At 54.9% G+C, this 22,775-nt stretch carries 23 protein-coding genes and 2 pseudogenes; 11 read left to right on the forward strand and 14 right to left on the reverse strand.

All coding sequences use genetic code 11. The features are described 5' to 3' along the window. Positions 1-5: 5 nt before the first annotated feature. The 5 genes from D7S44_RS05135 to D7S44_RS05155 all read left to right on the forward strand — a co-directional run bounded on the left by D7S44_RS05135 (position 6) and on the right by D7S44_RS05155 (position 4,961). Positions 6-839 carry a transketolase gene (locus D7S44_RS05135; protein ID WP_120452607.1) on the forward strand — a complete coding sequence of 278 codons (834 nt, stop codon included), beginning with the start codon at positions 6-8 and terminating at the stop codon, positions 837-839. 1 nt (position 840) lies between these two features. After that, entirely contained in the window at positions 841-1,857 is a 1,017-nt protein-coding gene (locus D7S44_RS05140; RefSeq protein WP_120452609.1) for a transketolase family protein, read from the forward strand. A gap of 201 nt (positions 1,858-2,058) precedes the next feature. Further along, a complete protein-coding gene (locus D7S44_RS05145) occupies positions 2,059-3,129 on the forward strand; it encodes an ABC transporter substrate-binding protein (RefSeq protein ID WP_120452611.1) in 1,071 nt (356 codons plus the stop codon). Next, positions 3,098-3,829, forward strand: coding sequence for a substrate-binding domain-containing protein (locus D7S44_RS05150; protein ID WP_120452893.1), 732 nt, complete (start codon positions 3,098-3,100; stop codon positions 3,827-3,829). Before D7S44_RS05145 ends, D7S44_RS05150 begins: the two co-directional genes overlap by 32 nt. A 70-nt stretch (positions 3,830-3,899) precedes the next feature. Further along, positions 3,900-4,961 (forward strand): NAD(P)H-dependent flavin oxidoreductase, encoded by a 1,062-nt coding sequence (locus D7S44_RS05155; protein ID WP_120452612.1) that lies wholly within the window; start codon positions 3,900-3,902, stop codon positions 4,959-4,961. Between the two features lie 13 nt (positions 4,962-4,974). Here the strand turns inward: D7S44_RS05155 and D7S44_RS05160 are convergent, their stop codons facing one another. From D7S44_RS05160 to D7S44_RS05170, 3 genes are all read right to left on the reverse strand, one after another. Beyond that, positions 4,975-5,520: an NUDIX domain-containing protein gene (locus D7S44_RS05160; protein WP_120452614.1), complete on the reverse strand. Its 546-nt coding sequence runs from the start codon at positions 5,518-5,520 to the stop codon at positions 4,975-4,977. Positions 5,521-5,556: 36 nt separating this feature from the next. Further along, positions 5,557-5,886, reverse strand: coding sequence for an SMR family transporter (locus tag D7S44_RS05165; RefSeq protein WP_120452616.1), 330 nt, complete (start codon positions 5,884-5,886; stop codon positions 5,557-5,559). A gap of 160 nt (positions 5,887-6,046) precedes the next feature. Next, a complete protein-coding gene (locus tag D7S44_RS05170) occupies positions 6,047-6,307 on the reverse strand; it encodes a hypothetical protein (protein WP_120452617.1) in 261 nt (86 codons plus the stop codon). 272 nt (positions 6,308-6,579) lie between these two features. On the opposite strand from D7S44_RS05170, the gene hpxO reads away from it, so the two are divergent. Then, positions 6,580-7,737 carry an FAD-dependent urate hydroxylase HpxO gene (gene hpxO, locus D7S44_RS05175; RefSeq protein ID WP_120452619.1) on the forward strand — a complete coding sequence of 386 codons (1,158 nt, stop codon included), beginning with the start codon at positions 6,580-6,582 and terminating at the stop codon, positions 7,735-7,737. 28 nt (positions 7,738-7,765) lie between these two features. Here hpxO and dcp read toward each other — a convergent pair whose 3' ends face one another. From dcp to D7S44_RS05190, 3 genes and pseudogenes are all read right to left on the reverse strand, one after another. Then, on the reverse strand, positions 7,766-9,814 hold the full coding sequence (gene dcp, locus D7S44_RS05180) for a peptidyl-dipeptidase Dcp (protein WP_120452620.1): 2,049 nt from the start codon (positions 9,812-9,814) through the stop codon (positions 7,766-7,768). A gap of 28 nt (positions 9,815-9,842) precedes the next feature. Beyond that, on the reverse strand, positions 9,843-11,186 hold the full coding sequence (gene guaD / locus D7S44_RS05185; RefSeq protein ID WP_120452622.1) for a guanine deaminase: 1,344 nt from the start codon (positions 11,184-11,186) through the stop codon (positions 9,843-9,845). Positions 11,187-11,547: 361 nt separating this feature from the next. Beyond that, positions 11,548-11,775: pseudogene (locus tag D7S44_RS05190) on the reverse strand (methyl-accepting chemotaxis protein); the annotation flags it as partial. Between the two features lie 499 nt (positions 11,776-12,274). On the opposite strand from D7S44_RS05190, the gene D7S44_RS05195 reads away from it, so the two are divergent. Continuing rightward, entirely contained in the window at positions 12,275-13,447 is a 1,173-nt protein-coding gene (locus D7S44_RS05195) for a multidrug effflux MFS transporter (protein WP_120452624.1), read from the forward strand. An 80-nt stretch (positions 13,448-13,527) separates the two neighbouring features. On the opposite strand, the gene D7S44_RS05200 is transcribed toward D7S44_RS05195, so the two are convergent. Both D7S44_RS05200 and D7S44_RS05205 read right to left on the reverse strand, forming a co-directional pair. After that, entirely contained in the window at positions 13,528-14,124 is a 597-nt protein-coding gene (locus D7S44_RS05200) for an undecaprenyl-diphosphatase (protein WP_120452895.1), read from the reverse strand. A gap of 229 nt (positions 14,125-14,353) precedes the next feature. Beyond that, positions 14,354-15,385, reverse strand: a complete 1,032-nt coding sequence (locus tag D7S44_RS05205) for a fimbrial protein (RefSeq protein ID WP_120452626.1) — start codon at positions 15,383-15,385, stop codon at positions 14,354-14,356. Positions 15,386-16,179: 794 nt separating this feature from the next. Here D7S44_RS05205 and D7S44_RS05210 point away from each other — a divergent pair. Next, a complete protein-coding gene (locus D7S44_RS05210; protein WP_120452627.1) occupies positions 16,180-16,590 on the forward strand; it encodes an ester cyclase in 411 nt (136 codons plus the stop codon). Here the strand turns inward: D7S44_RS05210 and D7S44_RS05215 are convergent. The 4 genes and pseudogenes from D7S44_RS05215 to D7S44_RS05230 all read right to left on the reverse strand — a co-directional run bounded on the left by D7S44_RS05215 (position 16,587) and on the right by D7S44_RS05230 (position 18,431). Then, positions 16,587-17,003, reverse strand: a complete 417-nt coding sequence (locus D7S44_RS05215) for a MarR family transcriptional regulator (RefSeq protein WP_218834594.1) — start codon at positions 17,001-17,003, stop codon at positions 16,587-16,589. The two genes, D7S44_RS05210 and D7S44_RS05215, sit on opposite strands and share 4 nt — an antisense overlap. A 281-nt stretch (positions 17,004-17,284) precedes the next feature. Continuing rightward, positions 17,285-17,713, reverse strand: a complete 429-nt coding sequence (gene arsC / locus D7S44_RS05220) for a glutaredoxin-dependent arsenate reductase (protein WP_120452631.1) — start codon at positions 17,711-17,713, stop codon at positions 17,285-17,287. A 40-nt stretch (positions 17,714-17,753) separates the two neighbouring features. Continuing rightward, a pseudogene (locus D7S44_RS05225) lies at positions 17,754-18,031 on the reverse strand (ArsB/NhaD family transporter); the annotation flags it as partial. A 46-nt stretch (positions 18,032-18,077) separates the two neighbouring features. Then, positions 18,078-18,431, reverse strand: coding sequence for a metalloregulator ArsR/SmtB family transcription factor (locus D7S44_RS05230; protein WP_120452633.1), 354 nt, complete (start codon positions 18,429-18,431; stop codon positions 18,078-18,080). Positions 18,432-18,798: 367 nt separating this feature from the next. Between D7S44_RS05230 and D7S44_RS23745 the strand changes: the two genes are divergently transcribed. Both D7S44_RS23745 and D7S44_RS23750 read left to right on the forward strand, forming a co-directional pair. After that, positions 18,799-19,200 (forward strand): ZIP family metal transporter, encoded by a 402-nt coding sequence (locus D7S44_RS23745; protein ID WP_205685211.1) that lies wholly within the window; start codon positions 18,799-18,801, stop codon positions 19,198-19,200. Between the two features lie 41 nt (positions 19,201-19,241). Further along, positions 19,242-19,484, forward strand: a complete 243-nt coding sequence (locus tag D7S44_RS23750) for a ZIP family metal transporter (protein ID WP_205685213.1) — start codon at positions 19,242-19,244, stop codon at positions 19,482-19,484. A gap of 906 nt (positions 19,485-20,390) precedes the next feature. On the opposite strand, the gene D7S44_RS05240 is transcribed toward D7S44_RS23750, so the two are convergent. After that, positions 20,391-20,588: a hypothetical protein gene (locus D7S44_RS05240; protein WP_120452635.1), complete on the reverse strand. Its 198-nt coding sequence runs from the start codon at positions 20,586-20,588 to the stop codon at positions 20,391-20,393. 1,048 nt (positions 20,589-21,636) lie between these two features. Here D7S44_RS05240 and ydfG point away from each other — a divergent pair. Beyond that, the gene (gene ydfG / locus D7S44_RS05245) at positions 21,637-22,383 is read left to right on the forward strand and encodes a bifunctional NADP-dependent 3-hydroxy acid dehydrogenase/3-hydroxypropionate dehydrogenase YdfG (protein WP_120452636.1); all 747 of its coding nucleotides are present in this window, start codon (positions 21,637-21,639) and stop codon (positions 22,381-22,383) included. Positions 22,384-22,419: 36 nt separating this feature from the next. On the opposite strand, the gene D7S44_RS05250 is transcribed toward ydfG, so the two are convergent. After that, a complete protein-coding gene (locus tag D7S44_RS05250; RefSeq protein WP_126688882.1) occupies positions 22,420-22,749 on the reverse strand; it encodes a YnfA family protein in 330 nt (109 codons plus the stop codon). Positions 22,750-22,775 lie beyond the last annotated feature (26 nt).

Consider the following 22,775-nt stretch of genomic DNA (forward strand, 5'->3'; position numbering starts at 1 on the left):
GTTCTATGCATACTGAAACTTCGTCGCTGACGCTACGCCAGCGCGCCGCCCGTATTCGACGCCATGCGCTGCTGATGGGCCAGGTTCAGGGCCAGGGCTATATCGGCCAGGCCCTTGGCGCTGCCGATCTGCTCGCCGTGAGCTATTTCCATGCGCTGAACTATCGCGCCGCCGATCCCCAATGGGAAGGCCGCGATCGGTTTTATCTCTCAATTGGTCATTATGCTATCGCGCTTTACGCGGCGCTGCTGGAGGCGGGCGTTATCCCTGAAGCGGAGCGCGAAACTTACGGCAGCGACGAGAGTCGCCTGCCGATGTCCGGCATGGCGGCTTATACGCCCGGCATGGAGATTACCGGCGGCTCGCTGGGACATGGATTGGGTATTGCGGTTGGTGCCTGTCTTGGGCTGAAGCGGAAAGGATCGTCATCGCGGGTTTATAACCTGCTTTCCGACGGCGAACTGAACGAGGGATCAACCTGGGAAGCGGCAATGTCGGCGTCGCACTGGCAGCTGGATAATCTGATCGCCATTATCGACATTAATAACCAGCAGGCGGATGGCCACAGCAGCGAGATCCTGGCGTTTGAGCCGGTTGAGGCGCGCTGGCAGGCTTTCGGCTGGTATACGCAGCGGGTGGACGGCAACGATATCGATGCACTGGTCGTCGCTTTTGATGCCGCGCGCAACTGGCCGCAGGCGCAGCCACGCGTGATTATTTGCGATACCCGAATGGGCAAAGGCGTGCCTTTCCTTGAAACCCGGGAAAAGACCCACTTTATTCGCGTTGACGCCGATGAATGGGATAAAGCCCTTACCGCACTGGAACAGGGAGAATAAGATGAATACTTCTGCGTTAAAAAAACGGCTGACCACTTCGGCGATGATCGCCTCGATTGCCGCTGAGAGTCAGCCCACGGAATCCGCGCCCTTTGGCCACGCGCTGATCAGCCTGGCGCGTCAGCGTCAGGATATCGTCGGGTTAACCGCCGATCTGAGCAAATATACCGATCTGCATCTTTTCGCCGAGGCTTTTCCCGATCGTTTCTTTCAGATGGGAATGGCGGAGCAGCTGCTGATGAGCGCCGCCGCCGGTATGGCGCGCGAAGGCTTTACGCCCTTTGTGACAACCTATGCGGTGTTTGCTTCGCGCCGCGCCTATGACTTTATCTGTATGGCGATAGCCGAAGAGAACCTTAATGTAAAAATCGCCTGCGCCCTGCCCGGCCTGACAACCGGCTACGGCCCAAGCCATCAGGCGACGGAAGATCTGGCGATATTTCGCGGTATGCCCAACCTGACGATTATCGATCCCTGCGATTCACGGGAAATCAGCCAGGTGGTGCCCGCTATCGCCGAACATCAGGGGCCGGTCTATATGCGGCTGCTGCGCGGCAAAGTCCCGCTGGTGCTGGATAAGTATGGCTACCGCTATCAACACGGCAAAGCGCAGCGCCTGCGCTCGGGCAAACATGCGGTGATTATCAGCAGCGGCTTAATGACGATGCGCGCGCTGGAAGCGGCGGAACGGCTGGAAACTCGCGGCATTGAGGTAGGCGTGGTGCATTCCCCGGTGATTAAGCCGCTGGATGAGGCGACCATACTGCGCGAGGCTGGCGAAGCGGCCAGCGCGGGACGACTGGTGATTACGGCGGAAAACCACTCGATTACCGGTGGCCTGGGCGAAGCCATTGCGGCATTGCTGCTGCGCCACGGCGTAACGCCTGGCTTCCGTCAGATCGCCCTGCCCGATGCCTTTCTGGCCGCGGGCGCGCTGCCGACGCTGCACGACCGCTACGGTATTTCCACCGAGGCGATGGTGACGCAGATTACGGCCTGGCTGGAGCATGGTTTCTAAGCGAAATATCATCCGGAAGCCCTGCGTTTCCGGATAGATTAGCGAACCGGCGCTTTCACTCTGGAGACTTATGATGTGTTAGCGCTGCGGCTGATGGTTTAATCAAACTTCAAATGTATGATGTAACTAATATGGATTGTTCTGTTCATCACTCCGCCTGACGCTATATACTCCACGACATATCGCTTTGTGGAGCCCATTATGTCCCGCTTTTTGCGTCATTCTCTCATTGCTGGCCTGCTCACGCTGAGCGCGTTTAACAGCCAGGCAAGCCGCGTGATTACCGATCAGCTTGGTCGTCAGGTCACCCTGCCCGATCGCGTTGATCGCGTCGTCGTGTTGCAGCATCAGACGCTGAATCTGCTGGTTCAGCTTAACGCCACCGACAAAATTGTTGGCATCCTCGCTAACTGGAAACAGCAGCTTGGCGACAGCTATGCGCAACTGGTGCCGGAACTGACGCATAAAGCGATGCTCGGCGACCTCACCCACGTTGATGTGGAAAGCCTGGTGGCGCTGCACCCGCAGGCGGTATTTGTCACCAACTACGCCCCGCAGGAGATGATTGATAAAATTTCCGCGCTGGGCATCCCGGTTATCGCGATTTCTTTGCGCCACGATGACCCTGGCCAGCAGGGAAAGATAAACCCCGGTATGCAGAATGAAGAACGGGCCTATAACCTCGGATTGAAAGAAGGCATCACGCTGATCGGCGAGGTGGTTAATAAGCCGCAAGAGGCGAAAGCCCTGATTGACGCCGCTTTCGCCGGCCGCAAGCTGGTCAGCGACCGCCTGGGCTCCCTGCCCCAGCAACAGCGGGTACGCGCCTATATGGCAAACCCGTCGCTCACCACCTACGGCTCTGGTAAATATACGGGCCTGATGATGGCCCATGCCGGTGCCTTAAACGTTGCTGCTGCGACCGTACAGGGATTTAAGCAGGTCAGCATGGAGCAGGTTATCGCCTGGAATCCGCAGGTAATTTTTGTGCAGGACCGCTACCCTGAGGTCGTCAATGATATCAACCAGGATGCGCAGTGGCAGTCCATTGACGCAGTGAAAAACCATCGCGTCTGGCTGATGCCTGCCTACGCTAAGGCATGGGGTTATCCCATGCCGGAGGCGACAGGTCTGGGCGAGCTGTGGATGGCGAAAAAGCTCTACCCGGAAAAATTCCGCGATATTGACATGCAACAGCAGGCCGATCGCTGGTATCAGCGCTTCTACCGCACCCATTATGTTGACGATGCTGCGCGTACTGGCAGCCGGTAGTTTGCGGCCCGTCTGGCCGGAGCTGATGACGGCTTTTAACGCGCAAAGCGGCCTCGCGGCTGAAACGCTATTCGGCCCTGCCGGGCTGCTGCGTGAGCGTATTGAGCGGGGCGAGCCGTGCGCCCTTTTCGCCTCCGCCAGCCTGGCGCATGCGGATGCGCTGGTACGGCAAGGCGTGGCGAGTGAAAGCCGGGTTTTTACCGCCAACCGCCTCTGTCTGACCGCCAGATCCGAGGTGGTGGATGCTGCGGATACCTGGCTTACTCTGCTGCAGCGCCCGGAACTACGGCTGGCGACCTCAACGCCGCTCAGCGATCCTTCAGGCGATTACACCTGGCAGATGTTTGCCGCGCTCGAGAGGCGTTATCCAGGTTTGGGGGACAATCTTCGCCAGCGCGCGCAGATGCTGGCAGGCGGTGCCGACAGCCTCCCGTTGCCCGCAGGCGCGCTGGCCGCGCACTGGCTGTTGAGCAATAATGAGGCCGATCTCTTTATTGGCTACGCCAGCTATGCGCCGCGCCTGGCGACGTTCCCTGCCCTCAGGGTGTTCAACATTCCTGCCGCGGACAACGTTTTTGCGCGCTATGGCTATGCGGTCTGTCAGCCATCAGCCCAGCCGCTGGCGCGTTTTCTGCACTCGGCAACGGCGCAGACGATACTGCAGCGGTATGGTTTTTTGCTGCCTGAGCCACAGAGTTAAGCGTCAGGGTTGTGTTTTAGCCGCTGCGACGCGATGCTGGCCGCTGTTATTTCCACCAGCAGGAGAAATGATGGAAAACCCGCTCTGCCGCGCGCTACAGATAGCGTTCCCGCTGATTCAGGCCCCGATGGCGGGCGTCTCTACCCCGGAGCTGGCCGCCGCCGTAAGCAACGCTGGCGCGCTGGGTTCAATTAGCCTCGGCGCGTCAAACCTGGCGCAGGCCAGTGCCATGCTGAACCACCTGCGCCAGCTGACCGCCGGACCGGTTAATATCAATCTTTTCTGCCACGCGCCACCGCAGCGCGATGCTGAGCGTGAAAGCGCCTGGCTGGCGCGGTTTAAACCCCTGTTTGAGCAGTATGGCGCGTCGCCGCCTCAGTCACTGACTGAGATCTACCCCACTTTTAATGCCAGCTCCCCGCTGCTCGAGCCGATCCTGAATGCGGCTCCCGCAGCGGTAAGCTTTCACTTCGGCCTGCCGGAACAGGACGTTATCGACCAGCTGAAAAGGCAAGGCATAGTGACGCTGGCCAGCGCTACCTCTGTTGACGAAGCGCGCCAGGCCGCTGCCGCAGGCATCGATTTCGTGGTAGCGCAAGGAATTGAGGCGGGCGGTCATCGCGGTATTTTCGATCCGCAAAAAACGGATACGCAAATGAGCACCATGACGCTGGTGCAGGCGATAGTCAGGCAGTGCGATCTTCCTGTTATCGCCGCAGGCGGCATTATGGACGGCAACGCCATCGCCGCCATGATGAAGCTGGGCGCAACGGGCGTGCAGCTGGGAACGGCCTTTGTGCTCTGCCCGGAGTCAGCCGCTAATGCCGCTTATCGTGCAGCGTTAAAAAGCGCTACCGCCACCGGGACAGAAATGACCGCCGCGATTTCCGGGCGGCCGGCGCGCGCTCTCAGCAACGCCTTTTGCCACTATACGCGCGGGATCGCACACGAGGCGATCCCGGATTATCCGCTGGCCTACTCACTGGGCAAAGCGCTCGCCGCCGCGGCCGCCGCTCAGGGGGAGCACGGCTTTGGCGCACAGTGGGCGGGCCAGGGCGCGATGCTGGCGCGGGAAATGCCCGCGGCGGCGCTGATCAAGGCCCTGATAACCGAGTATCACGCGGCGCAGTAGCGCGCCGCGCCTTTCAACGAGTGGGATCCGCCAGCAGCAAGAGCAGCGGCACCAGCGAGAGTCCGTCAGGCATTTCGCCGCTGACGATGAGCTGCCGGATCTCCTCACGGGTAAACCAGCCGGTGTCCATCACTTCATCCTGATCGTCATCCATGCCCACATATTCAAGATCGGTGGCAAGATGGGTAATAAACAGCTGATCGCTGCTTCCGTAAGTGGGGTTGTAACGAATAAGCTCACGGATGGTTTTCGCGCGATAGCCGCTCTCTTCAAGCAGCTCGCGCTGCGCGGCGCATAAGGGCGTCTCATCAACATCGACGCCGCCGGAGGGAATCGCCCAGACCACGCGATCGATCAGATAACGATACTGTTTGATCAGCAGGATCTTATCCTGCTGCATCGCCACAATACCTACCGCGGGACGTTCGTGATGGACGGCATAGAAATCACGACGCTTCTGTTCGCTAAGCGCAATACTCGCCTTCTGCACGCTAAACCAGGGGTTTTGATAAAGGGTCTGCACCTCATGAATATCCGCCTCGGTGAGCTGTTTTTTCACGTTTTCCTCCCGTCGATAACAGTGAAATACAGTACCTTAATGCCCGACCGTTTTGGAAAAAAGGTTCACCACCAGCACCCCGGCAATGATCAATCCAAGGCCCAGCATGGCAGGCAGATCCAGCTTCTGTTTGAACACCACCCAGCCAACCACGGAAATCAACACAATTCCAACGCCCGACCAGATGGCGTAGGCGATACCGGTCGGCATGGTACGCAGCACCAGCGTCAGGAAATAGAAGGCGATGCCATACCCTGCCACCGTTGCCACCGCGGGCCACAGGCGGGTAAAAGATTCGGAAGCTTTCAGACAGCTGGTTGCGATTACTTCCGCCACTATAGCGATAAACAGATAAAGGTAAGTCATAACATCCTTAAAAAGGCGCGGAGACTGCCCGGCAGTAAAGCCGGTTCAGGTGACAGGAAAATGACTATTTTAAATGATGACAGGCTGAAAAGGGAAACGGCGACAGGATGGTTTGACCTGAATCAATAAACGGCAAACCGCAAGATTTGCCGTTTATGCCTTATCTGCACTGGCTGGCGCAGTTCTGCACGCAAATCTGCGCTTCGCTGCTACAGGAACCGTTTCCGCGCGTATTGCAGTGTGAACGCTCTACGTAGCAGTTCTGCTGGCAGCTGGCGAGATCGCATTTGGCCGCAACCGGCGTCAGCTGAACAACAGGCGCGCGTGGGGTAAACAACGCCTGCGAGGCGGTCGGTTGCGCAACGGCGCTCTGCCCCAGCAGTAAGGCGCTCAGCATCAGCATGATGTAACGAGTTTTCATCTTTACTCTCCCTGGGTTCGACACCGGCTAAGTATGGCTGGCGAACGGACAAATGTCTGTGCGCGGAATACAAAAGCCTCTGCTGGTTACAACTGCTGTATGAAACGAAAGATTCATCCATATCACTACGCACCAGAATAAGGCATTTTACTGGCCTCTCTGCCCGTTACTGGCGCGTCCACCCTTCCTTATTTCTGCTATCGCCCCGCTATACGCCCCTGTCGTGTTGGTACAAAAGTTGCAGCTTTTACCCCATCACCAAGGAGGAAAGTATGAAAGCGATTATTACTGGCGCCGGCATTGGCGGAATGTGCGCGGCTATCGCGCTGGAAAAAATGGGCATCGAAACCGTTGTCTTTGAAGCCGTAAAGGAGATGAAGCCGGTCGGCGCGGCCATCTCTGTCTGGCCCAATGGCGTGAAATGCCTCAATGCGCTGGGCCTGAAAGCGCAGCTGCGCGCGCTGAGCGGAAATATGGCGTATATGGCCTACCAGGATTTCGCCAGCGGCGCGACCCTGACGCGTTTCAGTATGGAGCCGCTGGTACGCCAGGTCGGCGAATATCCCTCTCCGGTAGCGCGCGCCGAACTTCAGGCGATGCTGATAGAGAGCTATGGCCGCGAACGCGTCAGCTTTGGCAAACGCGTGGCGCAGGTCACCCAGCACGGCAACGGTGTTACCGCCACCTTTGACGATGGCACGCTGGCGCACGGCGATCTGCTGGTTGCCGCCGACGGCACGCATTCGGTTATCCGTCATAGCGTGCTGGGTGAAAAAGTCGAGCGCCGCTATGCCGGCTATGTGAACTGGAACGGGCTGGTGGAGATCGATGCGTCGCTGGCGCCCGACGATCAGTGGACGACTTTCGTCGGCGAAGGCAAACGCGTCTCGTTAATGCCGGTTAGCCGCAATCGCTTCTATTTCTTCTTTGACGTGCCCTTGCCTAAGGGGCTGGAGGAGGATCGCAGCACGCTCAAAGCGGATTTACGCCGTTACTTTCAGGGCTGGGCGCCGCCTGTACAGCGTCTGATTGAGGCTATTGATCCCGCGACCACCAACCGCGTAGAGATCCATGATATCGAGCCGTTCAGCCGTTTCGTCAACGGACGCATCGCGCTGCTGGGCGATGCGGCGCACAGCACGACGCCGGATATTGGTCAGGGCGGCTGCGCGGCGATGGAAGACGCGCTGGTGCTGGCCTCCTCTCTCGCCGCCCACTCGCTGGGCATTGAGGACGCCTTGCTGCGCTATGAGGCGCGACGCGTCAGCCGCACCCGCGATCTGGTGCTGAAAGCGCGTAAACGCTGCGACATAACGCATGGCAAGGATCCGCAGGCGACCGCGGTCTGGTATCAGGAACTGCGGCAGGAGACGGGCGAGCGCGTGCTGGCGGGCATGTGCGAAACCATCGAGGGCGGCCCGCTGGGATAAAAAAAGCGGGCATTGCGCCCGCTCATGATTAATCCGCCAGACCGCGATTTTTCAGCATCGGCTCAAGCTGCGGCTCACCGCCGCGCCAGTTTTCATAGAGCTGTTTCAGATCGCTGCTGTTGCCGCGCGACAGGATCATCTGGCGGAAGCGGTCGCCGTTCTCGCGCGACAGCCCGCCGTTCTCCACAAACCACTGATAGCCGTCGTCCGCCAGCATCTGCGTCCAGATATAGGCGTAATACCCCGCGGCGTAGCCGCCGCCCCAGATATGCTGGAAATAGCTGGAACGATAGCGCGGCGGTACGGCGGCCAGCGCCAGGTTATCGCTCTGCAGCGCCTGCTGCTCAAAGCCCTCTACTGACTGCGGCGCCTCGCCGACGCGGATGCTGTGCCAGTGCAAATCCAGCAGCGCGGCGGCCAGCAGCTCGCTCATGTCATAACCTTTGTTAAAACGGCTGGCGCGCACGATTTTCTGATGTAGCGCTTCCGGCATCGCCTCACCGCTCTGATAGTGGCGGGCATAGTTCAGGAAAACCAGCGGCTCGCTTGCCCAGTGTTCGTTAAACTGAGAAGGAAACTCAACGAAATCGCGCGGCGTAGCGGTGCCGGAGAGGCTGGGATAGCGCTGGGTGGCGAACAGCCCATGTAGCGTATGGCCAAACTCATGGAACAGCGTCACGACCTCATCCCAGCTGAGCAATGCCGGTTCGCCTTCCGGTGGTCGGGTGTAGTTACAGACGTTATAGATGACCGGACGCGTCGCCAGCAGCCTGGACTGGTTAACGAAATTGCTCATCCACGCGCCGCCGCCTTTGTTGTCGCGCTTGAAGTAGTCGGTATAGAACAGCGCCAGCGGCGCATCGTCCACATCGAAAATCTCATATACGCGCACGTCAGGATGGTAGACCGGCAGATCGTGGCGCTCGGTGAAGCGAATGCCGTAAAGCTGGCTGGCAGCCCAGAATACCCCTTTCTCCAGCACGTTGTTCAGCTCGAAATAGGGGCGGATCTGACTCTCATCCAGATCGTACTGCGCCTTACGCACCTGCTCGGCGTAGAAGTTCCAGTCCCAGGCGGCCAGCGTAAAATCACCCTGTTGCTGGTCAATGGTCTGCTGAATGGCGGCCGCTTCGCGTTCGGCGCGCCCGCGGGCGGCCGGAACGATATGGCGCATAAAGGCGAACGCCGCGTCCGGGGTTTTTGCCATCTGATCTTTCAGCTGCCATTCGGCAAAGCTGGCGAAACCCAGCAGCTGCGCCTGTTGCGCGCGCAGCTGCGCCAGCTCCAGCACCAGCGCGCGGGTGTCGTTCTCATCGCCCTTTTCGCTGCGGCCGGTCGAGGCGGCGAAAAGTGCCTGCCGCGTCGCACGCGAACGCAGCGCCTGCAGCGCCGGTTGCTGAGTGGTGTTCTGCAGCACCAGCAGCCAGGCATTCTCCAGCCCGCGCGCTTTCGCTGCCGCCTGTGCCACCGCGAGATCCGCCGGGCTCAGGCCATCAAGCGCGTCGGCGCTCTGTACCACCAGCCCGCCCGCTTTGGTGGCGGCCAGCAGTTTATTGGTGAAGCGCGTGCTGAGCCGTGCCGCCTGCTGGTTCAGCGCCTTAAGCTTCTGCTTGGCCTCTTCGTCCAGACTGGCGCCGGACAGCTGATAGTGCTGCCAGGTCACTTCCACCAGCCGCAGCGACTCCGGATCGAGCGCCAGCGCCTGACGCTGCTGATAAACAGCGTCAAGACGCGCGAATAGCGCGCTGTTCAGTACAATCTCGTCGTTCAGCGCGGTCAGCTGCGGCGCAATCTCTTCATCGATCTGCTGCAGGTAATCGCTGGTATTGGCGGAGGTCATGGCACCAAAGACCAGATTAACGCGTTCGAGCAGCTGTCCGCTGCGCTCCAGCGCCTCAAAGGTGTTGGCGAAGGTGGGCGCCTCGGGATTCTGCGCAATCGCCTCGACCTCTTTACGCTTCTCCTCAATGCCCGCCTGAAGCGCGGGCAGAAAGTCCTCTTCCTGAATCTGGTCAAACGGCGGCGCCTGGTAGGGCAACGTGCTCACCTGAAAAAACGGATTTTGTCTGACGTTCATGCCTCGCTCCTGATTACCGTGCAAAAGATTATCCTGGCAGGTTGCTGCGCCCGGAACAACTCAGCTTAGCGTCGTCGCGCCGCCATACCGCGCGCCCGTTTATCCAGGTCTCGGCGATATTGCGATCGTCGCCGAGCGTCATCAGCACGAAAAGCTGCTCCCAGATATCCTTACTGTTACTCATGCGCAGTTGCTGCAGCGGCGAAACGGCCCGATCCAGCACCACGAAGTCCGCCTCTTTGCCCGGCGCGAAATTCCCTGTTTTGTCATGCTGATCGAGCGCGTGCGCGCCGCCGAGCGTGGCGTGGTAGAAGGCTTCCGCGGCGCTCAGCCGATACTGCTGCAGCTGCCCCACCTTGTAGGCTTCTCCCAGCGTCTTAAGCATATTAAAGGTGGTGCCGGCGCCGATGTCTGTACCGATGCCAATTTTGACCCTCTGCTGCCAGCTGCGCTTCAGGCTGAACAGCCCGCTGCCGAGAAAGAGGTTTGACGTCGGGCAAAAGGCGATGGCGGAGTCGGTCTCGTGCAGACACTGCCACTCGTGCTCCTCCAGATGCAGACAGTGCGCGAACAGGCTGCGTCGTCCGGTCAGCTGGTGGCGATGATAAACGTCGAGATAGCCGTCATACTGCGGAAACAGCGACTTCACCCAGGCGACCTCCTGCGGGTTTTCGCTTAAGTGCGTATGCAGCCAGACATCGGGGAACTCCTGGCGCAGCTGCTGCACCTTTTTCAGCAGCGCCGGCGTTGAGGTAGGCGCAAAGCGCGGCGTCAGCGCGTAGCTGAGCCGTCCGCGTCCGTGCCAGCGCTCAATCAGCGCCCGCGTCTCGGCATAGCTCTGCTCCGGCGTTTCCAGCAGCTCTTCCGGCGCGTTGCGATCCATCATGACCTTCCCGGCAATCAGCCGCATATCGATCGCTTCCGCGGCGCTGAACAGCGCCTCGACTGACTGTGGATGAACGGTGCCGAACACCAGCGCGCTGGTGGTACCGTTCGCCAGCAGCTGTTGCAGGAAAAAGGCGGACATGGCGGCGGCGTGATCTGCGCTGTGATACTGGCTTTCCACCGGAAACGTATACTGATTCAGCCACGTCAGCAGCTGTTCGCCATAAGCGCCAATCATCTCCGTTTGCGGATAGTGGATATGGGTATCGACAAAGCCCGGCACAATCAGACTACCGCGCAGATCGATGAGGCTGGACGGCAGATGCGGCAGCGACGCCCAGGCGTGCAGCCCGACGATACGTCCCGCCTCCAGCAGCAGTACGCCATCTTCGATATAGCGCGCCTGCGCCATAATCGCCTCAGGCTCGTGCGCAATATCGCTAAAATCGAAAAAGCTGGCGCGAATGGCAGTAGAGGTTAACGGCATAAAGGCTCCTTGATTCCGCGCTCGCTGGCGCAATTAACAGTCGGACAGTAAGGGATGAAATGCAACCCGCATGCCAGAAAATAGTGAATATCAACATGTTATGTAAATAAAGCAGCAATGAGGCGGTCGGAAAAACGGTATCGTATGCGCAACCGGTTGGCTGGCTGGGATGTGCCAGCCACGAAGAAAGGAACCAAGGTTTCGTGCCCGCTGCGGGTGCAGTCCGCGCTCAAATAGCGCAGCAGACGCTTTTTACAGTATGAGCGCGCGTTGTCACCGCGTGGCGTTAGCTAAAAAAATCCCGATGACACAGCGAGTCACCGGGATGCTTTACTGCCAGGAACGGCGCGCCGGACAGGCCTTAACGGCCTGTTAAGAGGGTTTGCAGCACTTTCAGCTCGGCCACCGCTTCCTGCATGGCATTCATGCCAGCCGTCAGCGTGCGCAGGCTGTTCAGCTGTTTTGTTATGTCTGCCCGCTCATGCTGCGTCTGATGACTCATCTCAGCAATTTTGTCGGCCGCGTGAATACTACGCTCCGCCATATCCGTAGCGGTTTGTACCGTACTGGTCGCCACATCGCGAATGCGCGGTGAAACGTGCCTCACGCGTCAGCACTCAGGGCAACGGGTGACTGAAATACTAGTGCGCTGCGTTGTAAATAGTGCTGCCCTTATCGACACGGTGAATAACCTGAATAAAACAATATTCTCAGGATGCTTTCCTGGTAACGTTTATAGTCCGACAAGATTTTTTGCAAATAGCGATAAGATTCCCCTGGGGTATTGATTCGCTCAGGTCTTCGGAGATAAATAGCAAGAGAGTTAAATAGCTCGCCTCTTAAAAACAACAGCAAGAAAAATAGCAGAAGCAAAATCGGGAAACAGCCATGCCGGTGGTTATTCCAGGCGCGTGGATAATACCTGCGCCGCACTGGTGGCGACTGACGTAATGGTATCACGCGTCTGTTCTGGAGGCTTCTGGCAGACAGCCTTATGCGCCTGCTCGTCGGCATATCAGCTTACTCATGCCTGTAACAGATTAAGTCCATGCATCGAGGGAATTTCAGAACCTGTTAAAGGAATAAACATGCAAAAAATATCTTTTATCTTTGCAGCCATTCTCGGTTTGCTTACAGCCACAGGACCGCTGTGTACCGACTTTTATTTGCCTGCTTTGCCTGAGATTGCAGCACAGTTTGATACCACCGCTACACTCACCCAGCTTTCTCTTACTTCTGCCCTGGCAGGGTTGGGTCTTGGTCAGCTGATATTTGGCCCCATCAGCGATCGCACAGGCCGCAAAGCGCCATTAATATTTTCACTGATGATATTTGTGGCAGCATCGGTTCTTTGCGCCATCACGCATGATATATACGCGCTTACTGGCTGGCGCTTTCTTCAGGGCCTGGCAGGCGCTGGCGGCTCGGTGCTGGCGCGCGCCATTGCGCGCGATAATTATCAGGGAACCGTGCTGACGCACTTTTTTGCCCTGCTGATGACGGTAAATGGCATTGCCCCGGTATTTTCGCCGGTCTTAGGCGGCTATCTCGCCTCCCGTTTCGACTGGCGCATGCTGTTCTGGGTTATGGCAGCTACTGGCATTGTGCTGGCGTTAGTCAGCCTGCTGTTCGTTCGCGAATCCCTGCAGAAGCCCAAGAAACATACGTCGCTGCTGAACACGGCGAAATCAGTAATCCGGAACCGGCAGTTTATCCGCTGCTGTCTGATTCAGGCGTTTATGATGGCGGGGCTATTTTCATACATAGGCTCCTCCTCATTCGTATTTCAGACGGAGTATGGCCTCAGTCCACTCAGTTTCAGCCTGATTTTCGGCATTAACGGCCTTGGGCTGGTTTTCGCTGCGTTAATCTTCTCGTGGCTTGCCAGGCGCTATCGCGCTGAGGCGCTGCTCAAAACGGGGCTGGTGCTGGCTGTGATAGCGGCGATGACCACCCTGGCACTTGCCTGGCTTAATGCGACCCTGCCTGTTCTTGTTGCCCTTTTCTTTGCCATCGCCTTTAACAGCGGCATAAGTACCCTGGCGGGCGCTGAGGCGATGAGCGCGGTAGAAGCGGGCGAATCGGGCACCGCTTCCGCCCTGTTGGGGATGCTGATGTTCCTTTTTGGTGGTCTTGCGACTCCGCTTGCAGGCATTGGCGGCGAGTCGATGATAAAGATGAGTCTGGCTGTGCTTGTCAGCTACGTGATTGCTCTGGCGTTAACCCGCGCGGCAAACGCCGGGGCATCCCCTGGCCGCTGATACGCAGGCGCGGGTTACCCGCCAGAGGAGGAGTAGAATGCGCCAGACGGCAATGAGCCAGGCTAATGACGAACAATAAATCAGGGAGTGAACCTGGCTGGTAGCCACGAGAACAACTTCCCGCTGACAGCCTCACAGAGAGCGGTCAGCGCATCACTCCACCAGAACCAGGCGGGCTTAACCAGCACGCAAGCCAGTGCGGCTACGGTCGCTGCGCCTGCCATATCCAGCGGAAAATGTACGCCAAGAAAAACCCGCGACCAGGCCACCAGCAGTGATAAAACCAATACCAGAGTGCCGGTTATAAACGCCCGCGAGACCAGCAGGGAAAATGCGGTGCTGAAAAACAGCGTAGCGTGATCGCTGGGGAATGAGGTTTCCGGCGCGTGGAAAATCCAGCTATGACCAAGCGGTATCATAAAGGGGCGAGGATGGAAGTAGATAACAGAGCAGATAAAACCGAGTCCCAGCGCAGCCAGAACCGTGGCCAGTGTGAAAAGAGCCGTTCTGTGCCCGGCTTTTCCCCCCAGAAACCAGTAAGCCAGCAGTATGACAGGAATAACGTAAAGTAAGTATTGCGCGCAGACTGTAGCGAAAGTCATTAACCAGCCCGGCGCGCCAGGCTGGGCATTTAACGACAGAAACCAGGCTCGGTTCAGCGTCTCCAGTAAGTTCATCATAAAGTAGCCGCTCCGGGCGGAAATGAGGATGTTGCCTTCATTCTGTCCGGCTGGGCTTAACTAAACCTTAATGAAGCGTCTGCAGTGACCCGCGGGCGGTTAGCGACAAGGTTGTTTGCCTCAAAATTAACAGCAACGTTACTGACTGCATCTGTCTCGTTTATGCCCGCATTGTTCGGTGCGCAAGCCCTGTCGATGGCAGATAGCTGACTGGCAGAATATCTCCTTAGTCAAAATCCACGCGCAAGTAACCCTCGGAGGTAAATTTACCCGCCACCGGTTCGTTTCCGGTAATACTAACGGGCCAGGCGCTAATCGAAACGGATGAAGAGGCGTTGTCATCTAACCGAAAGGGAATCTTGCTGTTAATATCATTAGGCGTCAGTGGTTTTTTATTGCCGTCGGCCACAATAAAGCCCAGATCCTTATTGTCAGAGACAATCGCTCCCCCTGAGGTATTGTTCGCCTCGATACGTAGCGATAATAATGCCTGAGCATCGATATTTTTACATTTAATGCCTATTTTTCTTGTCTGCGGATTGACGCCGACAGGCTTATTCCCTGCCCCAGCCTCTGAAAACTGGCGGGCGCCAATATCACCAAAATCCATACTCACCACTTGATTCTCGTTGATCTCACACGTTTGTGGCACTACCACGGAGGCGTTAACATGGATAATGACCATGGTTTTTCTGTCCCCTTCCCCTGCGGAATTATTGCCAGATAAATAAGCCACATCAGCATTAACGCCTTCGGTACCTACAAAGGGTTTGATAATTTTGAACTTTAATATCACCTTCGAACCACTTGACGCGGCGAGCCCACACATCCGGGAATCAGAACAGTGATTATTTATATCAACAAAGGGAACGGTGTAATATTTTGACGCGTGTACGGCGTCATAAACATATACTTGCGTTGATACCTGCAGATAGTCACCCTCTTTCCCTGAAAAAGCGTACCAGCCATTTTGCTGTTCGATCATTCCGCTTGCAGCCGTGGCAGTCCAGTACACGCTTTTTTTAATATCACAAAGTCCGCCTATGCTATAGCTGCCTGCCCTTGACACAGGGATATCATTTGTCTCATACCCGGCAAAATTTGATTTGGAGTTAAAGTTTATATTCTGGTCGTATGTATACACGCCACCATCAGCCAGAGAGCATGGGCTTGCAAAAACGTTATTGCAATTGAGCAACACGCTCGTCACAAATACCACACCAACAATTATTTTATGATATAAATAATAAAAACGCATAAATTTACTTCCTGTTTTCTTTTCAAGCAGGCTCAAATCGTTGGCTTTGAGTTAATGGCAGAGACCCGCTCATTTTTAATTAATCTATTTCAGATGCACGTCCTCTGTAAAAAATATTGTATAACAGTTGTATTTGATCGGTAAAGCCGATCGATAGCACCATCACGATAGACTCACCCAATCATCACGGCGTTCATAAGCGTTATACATTAACAGGAAAAATAATGGGCCAATTCAAATAAGCATATAATTCAGTGAGTTGAAAAATAAATTCACAATTAAATCCTGTTTACTCTCAGCTTTATAAACATAAACGCCTCAAAGTTGAACAGGCCGTTATCGTTTAAAATAAACAGATTATTTATTCTTTATTTAATTTAATGGCATTAAATTCAAACCATGGGTAAACAGATAATAAAGCATTATTTTTTATTTTATTTCAGGCAAGGGCTGCGCCAGCCACGTCATAAAAGAGTTATGCAAAAACAGGCTTGTGATGATGTTACCGCCCTGATTTCCTGAATGATTGCTTCCACCCGATTACGCTTTCAGGCTTTCCGCGATGTGCCATAAGAAAGCCAGCCTGCTGCTTCCGCCAGATGATCCTGTCGCGCGGCAACAGCAGCGAACTGTCCTGCGTGCCAGTTCATCTCACCGTGAATGCCTCGCCCCTGCATAGCCTTCTTTGGGCTGGGGTGGCTTCTCCTCTCCCCACCGCACAACTTACCTATCGCTTTAAAGCTTCCTCCTGCTTAATTATATACAGTTAAACTGTATATATTGCGGGGTCTGAGATGTCTGAAGAGAACAAGATCGTGGTACGGCGCTTTAACCAGCAGGTCATTGCCGAAGGGAGTCGTCAGGCGTTTGAAGAGCTGGTTGCGCCCCGTTTCATCAACCGATCTGCGCCAGCGGGTACGCCCAACGATCGTGAAAGTCTGTGGCGTACCTTTAATCAGATCCTGTTTCCCGCGCTGACTGATTTGCAGGTGAGGATCGAAGATCAAATTGCCGAACGTGATTGGGTTACTACGCGTAAAACGATAACAGGTGTGCACAGTGGTGAGCTGCTGGGCGTGGCGGCCAGCGGCAAAAACGTAACCATTGCGGTAATTGATATGGTGCGCATTGAGGATGGGCAGTATGTCGAACACTGGGGATTAAATACGCTGGCGCACGTGGTAAACCAGCTGAAGCAGGATTAAAGCAGTTTACGCAGCGCCGCCACGCCTTTCTCGAGATCCTCGCAGGCAGCCGCATCAAGCTTGTCGGCAATCTGCTGAGCTATCCACTCGCTACGTTTTGCCCGCGCATCAGCCAGCAAAGCGCGGGCGCTTTCACTAAGCACGATCAGCTGCGCCCGCGCGTCTTGCGGGCTTTTTTGCCGCTGCACCAGTCCCTGCAGCTCTAGCTCATTGATCACCAGACGCATACTTTGATGTTTCACACCGCGCAGCCGGGCAAGATCGGCGATAGAGAGCGCCTGGTGCGTATCAAGCAGATCCAGCGTTTCATGCTGTGAGGTGCGTACGGTAGCGGTTGCCACGCGAGCATTTCGCACAAAAGCGCTGATAACCTGGCGCAGTTCATTAGCCAGCCGTTGAGTTTCAATGGTCAAAGTGACAATTCCTGCACGTTAAGGGAGGGAGAGTATAAGCGATTTCGACGTGGCATTGAGATGCCCATAAACGCGAACCTGACGAATGACAGCGTTGTCAGGGCAATAACAGTAACCCTGCGCCGGGCGAAAGCGTTGACGTTGAGGCATCAGACAGGCAGAGGCGAATATTTTACGCCGTCCGGCCTGCCTTGCCCGGCGGTGCCCCGGAGAGGCATTGAAAAGTCGCAGCGCTGCGCGAGGCGCTCTCCTGCTCTAATCAACTGCCGGTCTGCTAAAAATCAGCGGCTGACGCGGTTCCCTTGCTCATTAATAACAACTTCACCATCCTCTTTGGTAAAGGCGCCCTGCTGCGGGTCAGGCAGAATGTCCAGCACCGCTTCAGACGGCCGACAGAGTTTTGTGCCGAGCGGCGTGACCACCACCGGCCGATTAATAAGAACGGGATAAGCCAGCATGGCATCCAGCAGTTCGTCATCGCTGAACCGGTTTTCTGCCAGCCCCAGTAGCGCAAAAGGTTCGGTATTTTTACGCAGCAGTTGCCGCACGCTTATGCCCATATCCTCTGTCAGTTTTTTTAACTCGTCGCGCGTTGGCGGCGTTTCCAGATACAGAATAACTGAGGGCTCAATGCCGCTGTTGCGGATAAGGGCCAGCGCATTACGGGATGTCCCGCAGGCCGGGTTGTGGTAAATGGTGATATCAGTCACAGGTGATTCTCCGGTCAGTGGGCTGCGCCCGGCTGGAAGGTTAAACAGACAGACGCAGGGCCAGCGCGGTAAAAAGCACCGGCAGCGTCATGACAAAGCCGACAAGAAAGTAATAATCCCAGCTGACGGTGAGGGTTATCTGCGCCAGCACAGATAACCACAGCAGAGTGGCGAGACTACCGATGGGGGTAATTTTCGGGCCGAGGTCGCCATCGAGGATGCTGGCGTATCATCGCCTTCTTTACCCCCCTGAACGGTACTGCCGTCAATGGAGCACGCATCAGCCAGCACGGTGGGCATGTTATAAATGAGGCCGGAATCATCCTCTCAAACACATTCATTAAAACGCATATAAAAGGGAAGCTCAAATACAAACAGGCTTGCCGTTGGTCGTTACATTATCGCGCTCAACCTGCAGGCTAAGACGTATAATGTCATCCCGCTGGCACAGATAAGCCTGTTCAATCACCGCCGCCGCCCAGGCTGGCATATAAGGTGATAAACGATAGTGGATCCACTTGCCGTCACGCCTGTCGATAAGCAGCCCACTCTCCCTCAGCATAGCCAGATGGCGGGAAATTTTGGGCTGATTCTCTTTCAGCATTAACGTAAGCTCACAGACGCAAAGCTCCCCCTTTTCACGCAGTAACAACACCAGGTTAAGGCGGGTATCGTCCGAGAGATTTTTGAAAAGTTGCAGAGGGTGTAGTTGCGGCATAATGATTCCTGACATCGGGGTTCAACAAGTGTCGCCTCTTCCACAAATCGAGTCAACAACACATTCGATAATCCACATATGTAAACCTTCCCAGGCTCCGTTTAATTAAAAACATATCTGAGCAAGGCTTTTTAACCGGATTGGTTACCGCTTCCGCTCAAGTCAGCGCACGCTATAGCACTGGCTATCAAAGTTAGCGCCACATATAAGTGCATGAATTTTATTGTTTTTTATCAACCCTGCTTGTGGCAGCATAAGCCGCCTCTTGAACTTAACGCTTTATTCCCTTTCGAGAGACGACACGGAATGCCCGCTAAACCTGATATTTCCTCTGTACCTCTTTCGGAACCTCTGGTCGGATCGCTACATGCCCTTAACGCTGCTTTATACCCTCTTCCCTGTTAGCGCTGCGATAGCGGGTGCCGGTGCTGCACTTTTCCGCCAGCCCGGCGAAAAAGCCATGAGCCTGATCCACCATTTTACCGCTGGCGTTATTTTCTCAGCGGCGGCTACCGAAGTCCTTCCCGGCCTCAAACAGCATTCGATGGTGGCGGTACTGGCAGGCGGTGTGACCGGCGTCGTGTTAATGATGCTGATTCAGCACTACGGCGAAAAGGCGGCCAGTAAGGCCGGCATGCTGGTGGCTATCGGTATCGATATCTTCATCGACGGATTAGTGCTGGGGATAAGTTTCGCGGCTGGCGCTAAAACCGGCATGATGCTGACACTTGCCCTGACGCTTGAAACCTCTTCCCTGGCTTGCCAGTAGTCGGCGATTTAAAAACCCTGTTGGGGAGCACGGTAAAGGTCTTGCTTGTAGTCACGGGGATTGCACTGCTTCTACCAGCTGGAGCCCTGCCAGGTACGCCTGTTGCGCAACTCGGCGAGTTCTGGCTGACCTGCTTCCTCTCCTTTGGTCTGGTGGCACTGCTGTATCTGGTGACGGAAGAGTTGCTGATAGAAGCGCACCAGGGCGATCGGGATACGCCGCCAGGCACAGCCATGTTTTTTGCCGGATTCATGATCCTGATGCTTATCGAGGAAGGCCTTTGACGTTTCTGCTCGCGCGGCATAACGATCCGGTTCAAAATCATGCATATACAAACAGTGAGATTGCACAAAGGCTGATAAAGTCACGTTTATTCCCAAATGAGACGCAATGCGTACGTCTTACATGTTTACTTAATAAGCAAATTCTCTACTATAAAAGCGGTTAACCGTTCTGCTCTCCCTCACGCAATCCATTTATAGATTGTCCGGCGGACGGTTAACACCCTCAACCCATTCTTAAGGATCAAGCAAATGGCTTTACGCAGGAAATTTATACTGAACAACGCTGACTGCGTCTTTTTTGATATACAGGTATCCGTCGTACTTGCTGGAATATTAATGATGAAACATCAATAGATAGTGTTTATCGTGAATTATTCGCACCACATGCCGGCACTGCAGTAAAAGAAAAGATAACGTTTGCCATGCCTCAGATTTCAGGTCATCAGGAATGCATATTTTAATATAACTATGATATACACCCTTGTATCTGTTTCCTGACAGATCGCGGTTGGGTTAAGGTGATATCCAATGGCATGAACAGGTGACCAAAAACTGGATGAAATGCTGCTATTACTCTTTTTATACGACCACCAGGAATACCCCTGTTCAAGTGAAGGACATTAATCATGATATTGCAGGCAAGCTGTCCCTTTTTATAAGCGGTGATATAGATGCAGATCCGAACAATGATAGTTATGTTTATATAAATTTGAACGTAGTAAGCGTGAACTCTGTTATTATTTATACAATCCGGGTAAAAATTATTCATCTAGTATGGGGGGTTAAAAATGCCAGCCCCTCTCTCCATATGCCTTAAAGAGCGGTCCCTCAGCTTAAACGCGCCTCACCAGGGGCATAGCCCGGCAGGTTTTCTGCCGGGCTTTTTTTAGTTAAATATGAACACCCTTAGTGAACATCATGTTTAAGCAGCTCCATGGCAATTTTATAAACCAGCTCTGGTTTTCTGTCAGGAAGCATTTTCTTCACTTTTTCTTCAATAGCCGCATTCGTTACAAACTGATTATCCTGAAGCAATTCCAGCACCGCTTGCCCAAACATCAGGCGACAAATGTGAATCGCATCTTTGACATATTTACTTTCCATAAGACCTCCTTTTAAAGAAGATCTCAGAATAAGTTTCACTCGCCATGAAACAATAGTGATTTTAATAATTATTCAAGTAATAAAATGGCGCGTAAAGTTTCAGTGCACACTTAATAAAACGCCTGACCTCTTGAATATATGAAAAGCAACTTGTAATCTCATTTCAGAAAGCATTAAGGGGCACAGGCAGAGACGCGCCTGACTCTCCAGGTCAACATGCCATGACCTCCCTCAATAAAAAACAACCTTTCATACTTTTTTGTTTACCTTAGGTTTCTTTTAAGAGGCATATAATCCCCTCACTCATTGCGACACGATTGTTAAACTATTGTTCGGCAAAACCTGAAACGGCAAGCGACAGCTAAAAACACAAAGAGAATTTTACATGAAAATATTATCACCCCGTCGTTGTTTATACTGCGGCGCTCGTCGATCAGTTTTACAACGTCTTTTTTCTGTAGACTCTTCTTTTTGTGATGAGTGCTATTTTTCTGTATATAGAATTATCAGGTCTAAGGGATGCCGTGATTAGGCGGGAAAACCGTGTTCACGCTCTTGTTCCCTGACGCTTGCCATTTGAAGTTTACGCTGTCAGGAAATTGCCTTCTGACCTACGCCATTTAGAGCCTTGCTGTGCTCCATCATCTGAAGCGTGATGATAAACGCCAGCCACGTAATCGGCCTGGCCCTCTCTTACCGCTCCTCAGAGCCCCTGCCTGACCAAAGCGCGGAAACCGCGTGGATCCTGAAGGTCGCTACGTCGTTGTGGTCGAAGACTGTTCTTAACGGGCGCGCCTGAAATTTTTCTGTGATTAAGGGCTGTAACCCAGGTGCTATTAACCAGATACGGTCGAAAACGCATTTTCATCTGCCCGTTAATACTCCCTCTGACAGCAGATCAAACCGGTCCCCTCCGCCGGGATTTTCACCGCAGCTTTCTTAATTACGGCGTTTTGCTCCTTATCTGCCCCGCAAGCCTTTTTTGTTTGAAGATTTGCTCTTAATATCAATGGACTATTAAACCTGCACTTATTTAAGGAACAGTGAGATGATTATTTTTGTTACCGGTGCGACCGCCGGTTTTGGTCAAAGTATCACCCGCCGATTCATTGAAACAGGTCATAAAGTTATTGCCAGCGGACGCCGCGCTGAGCGTTTACAGGAGCTGAAAGAGGAGCTGGGCGACAACCTCTATACCGTACAGCTCGACGTGCGCAACCGCGCCGCGATTGAAGAGGCGGTCGCCTCTCTGCCCGCCGAGTGGCGCAATATCGACGTGCTGGTCAATAACGCCGGACTGGCGCTCGGCATCGAGCCGGCGCATCGCGCCAACGTCGAAGACTGGGATAATATGATCGACACCAATACCAAAGGGCTGGTCTATATGACACGCGCCCTGCTGCCGGATATGGTGGAGCGCAACGTCGGTCACATTATCAATATCGGCTCCGTCGCCGGAAGCTGGCCCTATGCGGGCGGCAACGTCTATGGCGCGACCAAAGCCTTTGTACGCCAGTTCAGCCTCAATCTGCGCACCGACCTGCACGGAACCGCGCTGCGCGTCACCGATATCGAACCTGGCCTGGTGGGCGGCACGGAATTCTCTAACGTGCGCTTCAAAGGCGACGATGAAAAAGCGGATAAAGTTTACGACGGCGCGACGGCGCTAACGCCGGAGGATGTGACCGAAGCCGTTTACTGGGTCGCCACGCTGCCGAAACATGTCAATATCAACACGCTTGAAATGATGCCGGTAAGCCAGACGCAGGCCGGTCTGAAAGTGCACAAGCCCTGATGATGCCAGAGGCCAGCCCAGCGGGCTGGCCTCTGTTCAGGCACGCCCCCAGCCCGCCACGATAATCAGCATGCCGCAAAACGCCACCAGCGCCCCGCTCCAGTCCCACGCGCTGAGCTTTACGCCATCCACCACGCGCAGCCACAGCAGCGCAGTCACTACATAAACGCCGCCATAGGCCGCATATACGCGCCCGCTCGCCGCCGGATGCAGCGTCAGCAGCCAGACAAAGGCCGCCAGACTCAGCGCGGCAGGCAGCAACAGCCAGGGGGAAGCGTTCTTTTTCAGCCACAGCCAGGGTAAAAAGCAGCCGACAATCTCCGCGATGGCGGTGAGAAAAAAGAGCAGCGCGGTTTTAACCAGCATGAAATCCTCTCGCTAAGGTAAACAGA

The organism is Pantoea piersonii (genome assembly GCF_003612015.1).
GTDB classification, from domain to species: domain Bacteria; phylum Pseudomonadota; class Gammaproteobacteria; order Enterobacterales; family Enterobacteriaceae; genus Pantoea; species Pantoea piersonii.